The 12,135-nt window shown below is 47.5% G+C and carries 13 protein-coding genes; 9 read left to right on the top strand and 4 right to left on the bottom strand.

From position 1 onward, the window contains the following. The first annotated feature begins 18 nt into the window (after positions 1-18). Entirely contained in the window at positions 19-1,080 is a 1,062-nt protein-coding gene (locus tag AAKU61_RS00315; RefSeq protein ID WP_503012560.1) for an L-threonylcarbamoyladenylate synthase, read from the top strand. 83 nt (positions 1,081-1,163) lie between these two features. Here the strand turns inward: AAKU61_RS00315 and AAKU61_RS00310 are convergent, their stop codons facing one another. Next, a complete protein-coding gene (locus AAKU61_RS00310) occupies positions 1,164-1,421 on the bottom strand; it encodes a SemiSWEET transporter (RefSeq protein WP_322120019.1) in 258 nt (85 codons plus the stop codon). A 34-nt stretch (positions 1,422-1,455) separates the two neighbouring features. Beyond that, on the bottom strand, positions 1,456-1,968 hold the full coding sequence (locus AAKU61_RS00305; RefSeq protein WP_354328751.1) for a flavin reductase family protein: 513 nt from the start codon (positions 1,966-1,968) through the stop codon (positions 1,456-1,458). A gap of 173 nt (positions 1,969-2,141) precedes the next feature. Here AAKU61_RS00305 and AAKU61_RS00300 point away from each other — a divergent pair, with 173 nt between their 5' ends. The 4 genes from AAKU61_RS00300 to ybeY all read left to right on the top strand — a co-directional run bounded on the left by AAKU61_RS00300 (position 2,142) and on the right by ybeY (position 5,710). Then, on the top strand, positions 2,142-2,504 hold the full coding sequence (locus AAKU61_RS00300; RefSeq protein ID WP_322120015.1) for a hypothetical protein: 363 nt from the start codon (positions 2,142-2,144) through the stop codon (positions 2,502-2,504). A 177-nt stretch (positions 2,505-2,681) separates the two neighbouring features. Next, positions 2,682-4,025, top strand: a complete 1,344-nt coding sequence (miaB, locus tag AAKU61_RS00295) for a tRNA (N6-isopentenyl adenosine(37)-C2)-methylthiotransferase MiaB (RefSeq protein ID WP_354328750.1) — start codon at positions 2,682-2,684, stop codon at positions 4,023-4,025. A gap of 63 nt (positions 4,026-4,088) precedes the next feature. Continuing rightward, the gene (locus AAKU61_RS00290; RefSeq protein ID WP_354328749.1) at positions 4,089-5,258 is read left to right on the top strand and encodes a PhoH family protein; all 1,170 of its coding nucleotides are present in this window, start codon (positions 4,089-4,091) and stop codon (positions 5,256-5,258) included. Continuing rightward, positions 5,258-5,710 carry an rRNA maturation RNase YbeY gene (gene ybeY / locus AAKU61_RS00285; protein ID WP_322120012.1) on the top strand — a complete coding sequence of 151 codons (453 nt, stop codon included), beginning with the start codon at positions 5,258-5,260 and terminating at the stop codon, positions 5,708-5,710. Before AAKU61_RS00290 ends, ybeY begins: the two co-directional genes overlap by 1 nt. Positions 5,711-6,056: 346 nt before the next feature. On the opposite strand, the gene AAKU61_RS00280 is transcribed toward ybeY, so the two are convergent. Together AAKU61_RS00280 and AAKU61_RS00275 are read right to left on the bottom strand one after the other, a co-directional pair. Further along, positions 6,057-7,628, bottom strand: coding sequence for a POT-type proton-dependent oligopeptide transporter (locus tag AAKU61_RS00280; protein ID WP_354328748.1), 1,572 nt, complete (start codon positions 7,626-7,628; stop codon positions 6,057-6,059). A 227-nt stretch (positions 7,629-7,855) separates the two neighbouring features. Continuing rightward, the gene (locus tag AAKU61_RS00275; RefSeq protein ID WP_354328871.1) at positions 7,856-9,097 is read right to left on the bottom strand and encodes an MFS transporter; all 1,242 of its coding nucleotides are present in this window, start codon (positions 9,095-9,097) and stop codon (positions 7,856-7,858) included. 270 nt (positions 9,098-9,367) lie between these two features. Between AAKU61_RS00275 and AAKU61_RS00270 the strand changes: the two genes are divergently transcribed. The 4 genes from AAKU61_RS00270 to AAKU61_RS00255 all read left to right on the top strand — a co-directional run bounded on the left by AAKU61_RS00270 (position 9,368) and on the right by AAKU61_RS00255 (position 12,023). Next, positions 9,368-9,658 (top strand): hypothetical protein, encoded by a 291-nt coding sequence (locus AAKU61_RS00270; protein ID WP_354328747.1) that lies wholly within the window; start codon positions 9,368-9,370, stop codon positions 9,656-9,658. Further along, positions 9,621-10,037 carry a BLUF domain-containing protein gene (locus tag AAKU61_RS00265; protein WP_354328746.1) on the top strand — a complete coding sequence of 139 codons (417 nt, stop codon included), beginning with the start codon at positions 9,621-9,623 and terminating at the stop codon, positions 10,035-10,037. The genes AAKU61_RS00270 and AAKU61_RS00265 overlap by 38 nt, the downstream gene beginning before the upstream one ends. Positions 10,038-10,323: 286 nt before the next feature. Further along, positions 10,324-10,815 (top strand): TlpA family protein disulfide reductase, encoded by a 492-nt coding sequence (locus tag AAKU61_RS00260; RefSeq protein ID WP_354328745.1) that lies wholly within the window; start codon positions 10,324-10,326, stop codon positions 10,813-10,815. A gap of 452 nt (positions 10,816-11,267) precedes the next feature. After that, positions 11,268-12,023, top strand: coding sequence for a hypothetical protein (locus AAKU61_RS00255; RefSeq protein WP_354328744.1), 756 nt, complete (start codon positions 11,268-11,270; stop codon positions 12,021-12,023). Positions 12,024-12,135 lie beyond the last annotated feature (112 nt).

The following is a 12,135-nucleotide window of genomic DNA, read 5'->3' as shown; positions in this document are numbered from 1 at the left end:
GTTTAAGATCAAATTACGATGAGTAGCGAGACTAATTCAGCGATGTCAGCAACACTAACAGCAATGATCACCACAATAGAAACAGCCGCCCGGCAGCTGGAGTCTGGGCAACTGGTCGCCTTCCCGACCGAGACCGTATACGGCCTTGGTGCCGACGCAGAAAATCCCTCCGCCGTGGCAGCCATTTATGCCGCCAAAGGTCGTCCTGCTAATCATCCCGTGATCGTGCATCTGGCGCCAGACGCGGACATTCACTACTGGGCTAAAGATATTCCGGTCGAGGCGCACCAGCTGATCGCCGCATTCTGGCCTGGCCCGTTGACCTTGATTTTAAAGCGTGCCGCGCATATCCCCGACGCGGTGTCTGGCGGTCAGGATTCGATAGGAATACGTTGTCCTTCGCATCCGGTTGCACAGCAGTTGTTACGCGCGTTTAAGAATGGCAAAGGTGGCATCGCAGCGCCATCGGCAAATAAATTCGGTCATGTTAGTCCAACCACAGCCCAGCATGTGCAAGATGAATTTCCAGCCGAGATTGCGAACCAGATGATCGCAGCAGTGTTAGACGGTGGTCAGAGTGAAGTCGGGATTGAGTCAACGATTTTGGATTTGACTCGACTCGCAACCCACGGTCCAGTGTTATTGCGTCCCGGGCATATCTCTGCTACCGAACTGGCAGCCGTACTAGGAATACAGCCATCCGCGCCTGATATCACCGCACCAAGAGCGTCGGGTACCTTGGACGCACACTATGCGCCAAACACGCCGGTTGTTTTAATCGCAGAAAACGCGTTGGAATTGACCATACAACAATTGCTGGATAGCGGCAAAAAAGTAGCGGTCATGCGCTACCGGGAACACGTTCAGCAAAACGTGCAGGCATTAAAAGTGATCGTTGCTGATCCGTCAGCGTATGCACATGATTTGTACGCTGGTTTACGTGAGCTGGATGCGGCGCATGCCGATGTGATTTTGGTAGAAATGCTGCCGGATGAGACTGCCTGGCAAGGCGTGAATGATCGTTTGCGCCGCGCAGCATTTGATTCGCGTGAGGTATTACAAACGCTGCTGGCTAATTGAATAAATGGGGCTGGCCTAGCTTATTTGGTTTGCGAGCTAGCTTATGGGTTTGCTTGACCAAGGGGCCACAGAAACCTTGCCGATTATTTATACAGCAGCTTCATCACCAGAATAAAGATTGCCAACACCAAGGTAATAAAATTGGCGATGATGATAGGCAGAGCGTTCAGCATCAAACCATACGCCAGCCACATCGCAATCCCGCCTACCAGAATGATGTACATGCCTAGCGATACTCCATCAGCCCGCTTACGACGCCAGGTCATCCATGCTTGGGGAATAAAGGCGGTTGTCGTCATGCTGGCGGCAATATAACCGATCAGGTCAGTCAGTTGAGGCATCATTTACTTGGCAGTATTGGTATGGTTGGTCTGGCTACAGTGTCGACTGCGGCGGCAAAAACTGACCAGAATGATAAATTAGTGGCGCTTGCGGAGTAAATTCGCAATGCTCCACTTCACCGACAAAAATCACATGGTCACCTTCTGGATAGCGGCTGCGATTATGACACTCAAACCAAGCAGATGCACCAACTAAAATAGGATGTCCGGTGCGTGACAAACGATACTCAACGCCGTCGAACCGGTCTTTTTTGCGACTGGCAAATTGTTCCGCTAATCTGGCCTGTTCGGATGACAAAATATTCACAACATAGTGAGAATTGCCGCTAAAGGCATCCATACTACTTGAGGTATTTGCCAGACTCCACAACACTAGCGGCGGATCGAGCGAAACTGAATTGAAGGAGCTGGCAGTCAGGCCTAAAAAAGTCCCGTCTGCTAGACGAGTCGTAATCACCGTCACGCCAGTCGCAAACTGCGACAAAGCCTGACGAAAGTGGGGGGTATCAAATTCGCGCTTAGCAGCGCGGGGGGAGCGAGTATGCATCGTGTTTCCAGATTTATTTTGGGCATTATGCCAAATAAGTCACCCAGACGTCAGCGTAACAAGCGGTTCAGCCCGCATGTGTTAAACTTGCGCCCTCAAAAGACCCTGCAAACGACCTTGCAGAATTTGCATAAGTTGTTGATTTGTTTGTCTATTTTGGAAGAGCTAATCCTATGTTGAGAATGCCTGTATTTTCCCTGCTGCGACGTTGTTGCGCAATGATGTTATTGGGTAGTTTAAGCTTGGTTTTGAGTGTGGCGCATGCCGATCCGCGCACTTTTCCAATTGGTACCAAGCGCGGCGTGTTAACTGCCTCTGCCTACCCTGACATTGTGATTGATGGCAAGGTTCAGGTTACTCGGCCTTCTACCCGTATTTTTAACGAACTAGGTTTGCTGGTATTGCCCGCTACTTTGCCGAACGCCACCTTAAAGATTAATTATCTTGCGAATGAGTATGGTGAGATAGAGCGTATCTGGATTTTGACTGTGCAAGAAGCGAATGTGGATATAAGCAAACAACTAAAGCAAAACTAATGGGATTTCTAAAAACCTCTTACCCGAGCGCATCGCGTTGTTGCAAAGCCTCGCAATACCGACGTATTGCTATGTTTTGCGCCTAGCGCTGCATCTCGATTAAGAGGTTTTTAGAAGCTCCCCAAAGCAAAACTAAAACAAAACTAAATACGTAATATTAAGAAGAATCAAACCGTCATGCCAAAAAAAGTGTTTATTAAAACCTTCGGTTGTCAGATGAACGAGTATGACTCGGACAAGATGAACGATGTGCTCCATGCCTCCGAAGGTATGATCAAAACTGATAAAGCAGAAGATGCTGATGTCATTCTGCTCAACACGTGCAGCGTGCGTGAAAAAGCCTCTGAAAAAGTGTTTTCTGATCTGGGTCGTTTGCGTGAACTTAAGCGTAACAAGCCTGATCTGATTATCGGTGTCGGTGGCTGCGTCGCCTCGCAAGAAGGTGCAGCGATTATCAAGCGTGCGCCTTATGTTGACGTGGTGTTTGGTCCGCAAACTTTGCATCGCTTGCCACAATTGCTGAATGATCGTCGTACCAGCGGACGTTCGCAAGTCGATATCAGTTTTCCTGAAATTGAAAAATTCGATCATTTGCCGCCTGCCAAAGTAGAAGGCGCGACTGCATTTGTGTCGATCATGGAAGGTTGCAGCAAGTATTGCAGTTATTGCGTTGTACCTTACACGCGTGGTGAAGAAGTCTCGCGTCCGTTTAATGATGTTCTGGCAGAAGTTGCCGGGCTGGCAGAGCAGGGCGTCAAAGAGATTTCGCTGCTGGGCCAAAACGTCAATGCGTATCGCGGCAAAATGGACGATGGCGAAATCGCCGACTTTGCGCTGTTGCTGGAATATATTGCTGAGTTCCCGCAGATTGAGCGGATTCGTTTTGTCACCAGCCATCCTAAAGAATTTAACCAGCGCTTGATCGATGCGTTTGCCAAGATTCCTAAAATTGCGAATCATGTTTTCTTGCCGGCACAGCATGGCTCGGATCGTATCTTGTCCGCGATGAAACGTGGCTATACAGCGATTGAATACAAGTCTGTCCTGCGCCGCCTGCGCGCGGTGCGTCCTGATATTTCGGTGTCATCTGATTTTATCGTTGGCTTCCCCGGCGAGACGCAAGAGGATTTTGATGCCTTGATGAAGTTGATTGACGACATCGGTTTCGATAACAGCTTTAGCTTTATTTTCAGCAAACGTCCAGGTACGCCGGCGGCCAGTCTGGCCGACGACACACCGCATGAACTCAAGCTAAAACGCCTGCAACATCTGCAAGCAGTGATCGACAGCAATACCAAAAAATATAGTAATGCAATGATAGGTACAGTGCAGCGTATTCTGGTCGAAGGGCCATCGGTTAAAGACCCGAATGAACTGCAAGGCCGTTCTGAGAACAATCGTGTAGTCAACTTTGCCGGGCCAGCAAGCCTGATAGGCCAATTGGTGAATACCCGGATTACAGAATCGTACAACTACTCCTTGCGCGGCGAATTAATGACCGAGATGCTGGAAGTCAATTGAGCTGACACGGATATCGTAAACACTCGATTAACCTGACATCAGAACCGTACTAACAATTTATTGATGAAACCAAAAATGCCTGTTCCTGTTTTGCACTTCATGCCGCAGCCGATGGACAACACCCGATTGGCGCATTTGTGCGGGCCTTTGGATGAAAACATGCGGCAGATTTCGGCCGCTTTGGATGTCAGTATTTTCCGGCGTGGTGATAAGTTTGTCGTTAGTGGTCACAATGCACAAAATGCGCTGGACATCCTTGAGCATTTTTATACCAAAGCAAAAAAAATCATCTCTATCGATGAAGTGCAATTAGCTTTAGTGGAGCAACGGGCAACCAATAATGCCAAGGCTAAGTTGGCGAACAATCCTGACGCGACCGCTCCTGTGGGCAAGACAACGAAAGCCAGTGCAGCGAAGAAAATCGTCAAAGTCGTTGCGCCTTTAGTCAATGCTGACAGCGTCGATAGTGCGGATGGTGAAGCGGAGTTTGACTTAGACGCAGCGGCAGAAAGCCCTATCCTTAAAACCCGCCGGGCAGATTTGCGTGGACGTACACCACATCAAAATCTCTACCTCAAAGCGATTGTTGAGCACGACATCACATTTGGCATAGGCCCTGCCGGTACCGGCAAAACTTACTTAGCAGTTGCTTGCGCGGTAGATGCTCTGGAGCGCGATGCGGTCAAACGCATAGTCTTGACCCGTCCTGCAGTCGAAGCGGGCGAGCGGCTTGGTTTTTTGCCGGGCGATCTGGCACAAAAGGTCGATCCTTATTTGCGACCTTTATACGATGCGCTGTACGACTTGCTTGGTTTTGATCGCACGCAAAAGATGTTTGAAAAACAGGCGATAGAAATTGCGCCGCTGGCTTACATGCGTGGACGCACTTTAAATCACGCTTTCATTATTCTGGATGAAGCGCAAAATACTACGCCAGAGCAAATGAAAATGTTTTTGACCCGTATTGGCTTTGGTAGTAAAGCCGTAGTTACCGGCGATGTCACACAGATTGATTTACAACGCGGTCAGCGTAGCGGTTTGGTTGATGCATGTCAGGTGCTAAATGAAGTTCGGGGCATCGGCTTCGCCCGCTTCACCAGTGCCGACGTGGTGCGTCACCCCTTGGTGGGCAGAATTGTCGATGCCTATGAAACAGCCAATGCACATAACGCCGATCTCGGCACCTTAAAACAAGCGACGCCGTTGAGTTCGGCGCACGGACGTAAAAAATAATGGCAGCAAAACACAAACTCAGTTTATCTGTTCAATATCCTGATCCTCGCTTAAAAGAAAATCTACCGCGGCCTCTGTTACGCAAAGCGATACAGGCGGCGCTGTTTGCTCCCGCAGAATTGACTTTACGATTTGTGGATGCAGAAGAAGGCCAGACCTTAAATCGTGACTATCGCGGCAAAGACTATGCGACTAACGTACTGACCTTTGCTTACACCGAAGATGAAGACGCCGAAGTGACGCAGGCAGACATTATTTTTTGCACGGATGTCTTGCTGAGTGAAGCACAGCAGCAAAAAAAATCGGTAGAAGAACATGCGGTTCACCTGGTCGTCCATGGCGTTTTACACGCCCAGGGTTATGACCACGAGACCGACGAAGAAGCAGAAGAGATGGAGGCCTTAGAGATCGAGATTCTGGCTGACTTGGGTTGGCCAAATCCGTATTTATAATCCTAGGTTGTAGGCGGTTGTCGCTATTTCTGAACGCTGAATCTGGTCTTGTCCTTATTCGAAATTAAATCATACTCCCACTATGTATATTTAATTGTCCATATACTAATTGGACAATAAGCCTATTTTTACAAAAATGATGGGGAGTATATTGATTTAAGCGGATTTTTGAACAAACCTCAGACTATCTCCTCCACAACTAAAAAGCGCCTGTACTTAACTCCCTCTCTCCCGCCACCGGGAGAGAGGGAGCATATATGCAGCTTATCTCTAGCTTATATGTGGCTTGTATTCAGCTTGTACTGTGCTTGTATTCAGCTTACATGCGGCAAAGTCAGATGCAATGTCACACTACTTTTCGATAATGACTGACTAGCAAATAGCTTTTCGCATACAGCGCAAATGCTAGCGCTGCCAATAATGCAAAGCCAGCAAAGAAGAACATCTGGAACGCAGTCACGCTCATCCCTGTGCTTTGGATTTGCGTGGTGACTGCTTCACTCTTGACGCTAGAATTGGCTAACAGTACCCATAAGTTGCCGATGGTAACGGACAAATTCCAAAAGCTCATGATCACACCTTTCATCGCCAGCGGTGCCTGGCTGTAGGCGAATTCCAAGCCGGTTGCCGACACCAATACTTCGCCAAACGTCAGCAAAGCATAAGGCAAGATTTGCCAGGTGATCGACAAAGGATTACCGCCGTCAATCGCCACTTGCATCAGACCAACGACGATCCACGCAAGCCCTGAGAAAGCAATCCCTAATCCCATGCGGCGTAGGGCAGTCAGCTCAATACCCATGCGTTTTAAAATCGGGTAAAGGATCAGATTATTAAACGGGATTAACAACATCACCAGCATAGGATTTAAGGCTTGCATCTGCGCTGATTGGAACCAGTCCGGCTTGGTCATCTGATCTGCTTGCAAAATCCAGGTCGAGGCTTTTTGATCGAACAGCGACCAGAACGGCGTCACTAGCGCAAACACCACCAGCAAACGCAATACTGAGCGCACACCATCCACGGCTTCATCTGGATGCACGCCACGCGCACGATCCAGTTGTATCCAGGCGCCCAGCCCGCCAAAACCCAGCACTAGTACCAAGCCTAAACATAATGCTGCAACGATGCCAATATTGGGTGTCATCAATAAACCACCAACCGCAAGTACGCCACCCAGCGCCGCGAGGATGAGTCCATTGCGACTTTGTCCTGGTGCTGCACTCATCAATGCAGTGCGGACTACGTTTAAAAAGGAGTCAGGATTTTTCGCTACGGGAGGCACATGTATATAGCGCTTACGTGCCGACCAGAAGATGATCGTCGCAATCAACATCAAGATACCCGGAATGCCGAACGCCACGCTGGCACCAAACTGCTTCAGAAATATCGGCATCAGCAGCGACGCAAAGAATGAGCCGAAATTGATAATCCAGTAAAAGCCATCAAACACTTTTTGCGCCAGATGTTTATTGCTGCGATCAAACTGGTCACCCACAAACGACGCAACTAATGGTTTAATCCCGCCTGAGCCTAGCGCGATTAAAAACAATCCGGTGTAAAAGCCGTTGCGGTTATCGTCAAAAATCGCCAGACAAGCATGCCCAGCGCAATACACCAGACTCAGCCAGAACACACTGTTGTACTTACCGAAAAACCGATCGGCCAGCCAACCGCCCAGCAAAGGAAAAAAATACACGCCAATCACAAAGGTATGGAACACCTCTTTTGCCATATCTTTGCGCATCGCTTCTGGCATCGACAACAATAAACTCGTGATCAAAAATGGAGTGAGAATATTGCGCATGCCATAAAAGCTGAAGCGCTCGCAGCCTTCGCTGGCGATGATGTAGGGAATTTGCTTCGGCATTTTTGCCGGGTTTGTTGGCGTGTTGGTTTCTTCTATTGTTTGACTCATGCATTTCTCCATTTTTTAGTTTTATGGTGATGGACAACAAAACGGCCTCAATCATTGCTGGGCCGTTTTATTTTTAGTGCTCTAAATCTCAATGGATAATTGAGATTTAGAGTACTTGTCGCAGCAACGCAGTATCGCCAGTCGAACAAATGGATGTCAAGCAGTATGTCTAGGCAGTTCTGTGAGTTGTCAGACAAAGTGCCTGGATTGCATGTATTCGCTGCGTTCTAGTCAGTCTTTTCCTTTTGATGGAAGGGCGCAAACCAGCACACCAGAAACGAGGGGATTGTCGCGATCATCACAAACGTAAAGTAGCTGGTGTAGCCCAACAACTGTTGTAAGTGACCGCTGATAACGCCAGTCACAAGCATGCACAAACCCATTAAGCCGGTACCAAAAGCGTAGTGCGTTGTGGTGTATTTGCCCGGGGCCAGTTGCTGCATTAAATAAATCATGAAGCCGACTGAGCCAAATCCAAAAAAGAATTTTTCAATTGCCACACCGGCGGTAATCGCTAGCAGGCTGCTTGGTTGATACAGGCTCATCAGCAAAAATGTCACGTTAGGGATATTCACTGCGCAGCACAAGATAAATAAAGAAGGCTGTAAGCCACGGCGTGCCAGAAAAATTCCGCCAAGCACAGAACCCAGCAGCACAGCGATCAATCCATAGGTGCCATAAATAATCCCTAGCAGCTCATTGGATAAACCCAAGCCGCCTTTAGCAATCGGATCGACCATAAAGAAGGGACCGATTTTTTCCAGAAAGCCGATACTCAGACGGAACAGAAAAGCAAATGCGATCATCAGCCAGACATCGCGCTTTTGGAAAAACGTGACAAACGAATCCCACATAATATGCAGCGCAGCACGGGCGCTGGTCGGCGTATTCTCGGCTTTGGCACCGTCGGGCATTACGCGCATGTGCCAGAACGCCATCAGAATAGTTACACCCGCAACGATGAAGAAAATGATCCTCCAGGCATCTACCCATTCTGGTCCGAATACTTTTGGGTCATGATGGAACACGTCAGCATGTAATTTGCCGCTCAGGTAGACCAAGCCGCCAGAGGCGATGATGGGGCCGATATTCCAGCTTAGTCCCTGTATGCCGCAATACAGTGATTGGGTTTTGCTGTCGAGCGAGGTGACATACACACCATCCGAGGCAATATCTTGCGTGGCGCCCAAAAATGAAATAATCCAGAACAACACCATCAAAATCGCCATATAACTAGGCAAGGACATCACGATCGCCACACCAAAAAAACCAAGCGCCACCGCAATCTGGGTGCAGATCACAAAAAACTTCTTGGTTTTATACATCTCCACAAACGGCGCGAATAGCGGCTTGATGGTGTACGCCAGAATCAGGTAGCTGGCGTATTCCGCCGCTTTAGCGTTGTCCATACCCATATTCTTAAACATGATGGCGGTCACGCTGGTGAGCGTCATATACGTCAAAGCCATCGTGAAATAACCGGTAGGCACCCAGAATAACGGGGAGCGTTTCACCCGAGTGTGAGCGGTTTTTTCTGCAGGCGTATGCGTAGCAGGAGGTATTGCCGTGCCACCAGGCAGGGCGTCTGGAAGGGTGTTTTGCATGGTCTCGTCCTTAGGATGCTTTTTTGTTTGCAGTCTTTGCCGCAAACTATTTTATTGCCAGATTTTTAAGCGTAATTCAGGCACAAATGACGCCAGTCAAAATTTATGAAATCCTTTTCAAGAAAGCAGAATAGCATGATCTTTGACTTCGCTTGGGGATTTTTTCTGGTACTAAGTAACGTATTAAAGCTCGTGTTGTTGGCAGAGGGGAAGACCCTTGCCTCTAATGATGGAGCGGCGTGTACCGGTGTGTTGACATTCCATCCCGTCACCAGCGGCACCAGCAAATCTAAAATCATTAAAATGAAATCCAATGCTGAAATAGCCCAATGTCTGTTCAAAAAACTTATTTTTTGTGTTCTTACTATTTTTTTGAAAGTGTCTGATTATGATGATTCGTCTGATTTATGCGAGCCGCGCAGTTAACCTCGGCCCCGCAGATGTAAAAGATATTTTGGCAAGTTCACGCCGCAACAATCAGAAACTCGCAGTGACCGGAGCACTGAGTTTATCCAACGGCATCTTTTTACAATGCCTGGAAGGTGAGCGCTCCGCAGTCAACGCGGTTTACCACCACATTTTGCGAGACAAACGTCACACCAAGCCCGAAGTTCTGTCCCTGGAAGAAATTACTCAACGCCAGTTTACAAGCTGGAACATGGGCTTGATTGCCTCGACCACAGAAAACACAGCCTTGTTCCTGAAGTATTCTCCAACTGCCGAATTTGATCCCTACGGCATGTCAGCACCTGCGCTCAAAGAGTTTTTTACAGAGGTAATGAGCAGTGCGCGTTGGCTTAGTTAGTGCTGAGTAAGGCTGCGTTTAACAAGCACACAAACACCCGTAGGCGCGATTAGCGCAGCGTAATCGCGCATTTATTTACTGAGATGCCAGGCAAATCTCTTGGTTCCTATACGTACCGTAGTCCAGTTTTTTCAATTGCGTGGGATCAGGCTGCGCTAATCTCCCCTGCGATTTCTGCGCTACTTAAGGTAAAGGTTTCAACGACGCTGAATTAATTGCTTCCGTCTTGGCATTCTGTTAATTTAGTATTTTTCACTTGTCACTTGGAACCTCCAAGTTAGCCACCATGAAAACTCTATTAATCACTGTCGCCTTATTGTTCGGCGCATGTAATATCGCCACGGCTGGATTCGTCGATTTGTTTAATGGTGTGAAAGTTGGAGGTCAACTTCCTGAAAGTGACCTCAAGTATTTAGCGAAAACACCCGATAAAAACGCGAATCTGACTCTCATCGATTTTTGGGCGACTTGGTGCGTGCCCTGTCGAGAATCGATTCCAATGCTCAACGCATTACATGCAAAGTTTGCGACAGAAGGTTTTGAGGTAATCGGCATTACCAAAGAGTCAGAAGAAGTCGTAGCGCCGTTTTTAGAGAAGATGCCCATCCTCTACCCGTACGCAGTCGAAGGTGCCAAGAGTCTTCACAAAGCCTTGGGAATCAAAGCATTACCCTATGCGATCTTTGTCAACAAAAGCGGCAAAATCCTGTGGCGTGGTCAACCGTCAGAGATCACAGAATCACTAGTCCAGTCTTTACTTGCCAACAGCGGCGGTTAAGCTTTCGGTGTAGCTAATTGGCATCGGTACAGGTGCGTTGAACGCACCGCATTATTGAATACTCCTGGTAGGTATATTTAGACGTCCAAGTATTACTTGGTCAAGAAGCCTCAATGTTTATAAATGATGGGGAGTATATGGAAAAGCGTTGACATTTTTTGGTATGTGAATCTAAATTCTACATGCAGCTAGCTAGGTACGTCCAACACTCCCATATATTTACTCAACATCTAAGTGATTTTCAGTATATTCAAATTAAATTGCCGTCTTTTTCGTTCCCGGTCATATGTGAAAATGAAATTTAATCTAGCTAGATGGGATAAATATAGGCCTCGCTATTGGTTTCTTTTTTAATAATGAGTATTATAAAAACGTCCTGTGATCTAAACACTCACCATTAGGCAATTATGACAAAAACTTACTATAGCTCAAGGTCGTTAATTGGAAACGTGTTGTCAAAAATAACAGATGACGAGCGGTTGGAGCTTAGTCGGATATTTAATGTAGAAATGAAATTACCAGATAAGCCAGAGCAGCTTGCAGAAAAGATTTGCTCATCTGGTGGACATGCAATAGGAAACTGGCTTCGTAACCAAGGGTTGCCATACGCAGAGTTGATATTCGACGTAGCAACCTCGCTAAAAATAGAAAATATCGTATCCCCAAAGAATATAACTTCATACGGTCTCTCGATTTCGGAAATGGATTCTCGTGCCTACAATAATGTAGTCAATTCAGAAATTGCTAAAAGCTGGCAGATACCTTTGAATGCATATATCCAGCATCACGAGCAAGAGATATTGAAGAAATTTCTGATGGATACTTATCAGCGGATGACGCCAGAACAAAAGCGAGAAGTCGACAGAAAAGTACAGGAAATAGCTAAAGAACTGCCGGGAGCGAATATAGGGGGGTTGACAACTTCGGCTGCACTGATGACTCTTGCGAGCGTTGGTGGTTTTGCACCATACATCTTGCTGTCAACGGTAATTAGTACAGTCACGGCTGGGCTAGCTGGTTTTGGAGTCTACACAGCAGCATCTTCTATGTTGCATCTTCTTCTTGGTCCGGTAGGTTGGACAGCGTTAGGTGTAAGTGCAATTTACAAATTTGGCGGTCCGAACCAACAGCAGTGCCTTAAGGCAGTTTTGGCAATCTCGATGTTGCGAAGTAAGCTTGGACAAGCATCTGTAGCAAGCCTTCGCTAACATGTATAGCCAGTGATGCGATTAGCACCGAACAATCGTTCCATATTCTGACCAGCGTCGACATGCGTGCGATTACGCTGCGCTAATCGCACCTACGATCTTTGGCAGGCAG

The organism is Undibacterium sp. GrIS 1.2 (assembly GCF_040544435.1).
Classification (GTDB): Bacteria; Pseudomonadota; Gammaproteobacteria; order Burkholderiales; family Burkholderiaceae_D; genus Undibacterium.
Note: the sequence above shows the minus strand (reverse complement) of the source record. Positions and strands in the feature narration are given on the sequence as shown.

Coding starts and splice junctions, on each gene's coding strand:
- AAKU61_RS00270 (WP_354328747.1), top strand. CDS start 9,368: ATGATCTTTGACTTCGCTTGGGGATTTTTTCTGGTACTAAGTAACGTA.
- AAKU61_RS00275 (WP_354328871.1), bottom strand. CDS start 9,097: ATGGCTTTGACGTATATGACGCTCACCAGCGTGACCGCCATCATGTTT.
- AAKU61_RS00280 (WP_354328748.1), bottom strand. CDS start 7,628: ATGAGTCAAACAATAGAAGAAACCAACACGCCAACAAACCCGGCAAAA.
- AAKU61_RS00290 (WP_354328749.1), top strand. CDS start 4,089: ATGAAACCAAAAATGCCTGTTCCTGTTTTGCACTTCATGCCGCAGCCG.
- AAKU61_RS00310 (WP_322120019.1), bottom strand. CDS start 1,421: ATGCCTCAACTGACTGACCTGATCGGTTATATTGCCGCCAGCATGACG.
- AAKU61_RS00300 (WP_322120015.1), top strand. CDS start 2,142: ATGTTGAGAATGCCTGTATTTTCCCTGCTGCGACGTTGTTGCGCAATG.
- AAKU61_RS00305 (WP_354328751.1), bottom strand. CDS start 1,968: ATGCATACTCGCTCCCCCCGCGCTGCTAAGCGCGAATTTGATACCCCC.
- miaB (WP_354328750.1), top strand. CDS start 2,682: ATGCCAAAAAAAGTGTTTATTAAAACCTTCGGTTGTCAGATGAACGAG.
- AAKU61_RS00315 (WP_503012560.1), top strand. CDS start 19: ATGAGTAGCGAGACTAATTCAGCGATGTCAGCAACACTAACAGCAATG.
- ybeY (WP_322120012.1), top strand. CDS start 5,258: ATGGCAGCAAAACACAAACTCAGTTTATCTGTTCAATATCCTGATCCT.
- AAKU61_RS00260 (WP_354328745.1), top strand. CDS start 10,324: ATGAAAACTCTATTAATCACTGTCGCCTTATTGTTCGGCGCATGTAAT.
- AAKU61_RS00265 (WP_354328746.1), top strand. CDS start 9,621: ATGATGATTCGTCTGATTTATGCGAGCCGCGCAGTTAACCTCGGCCCC.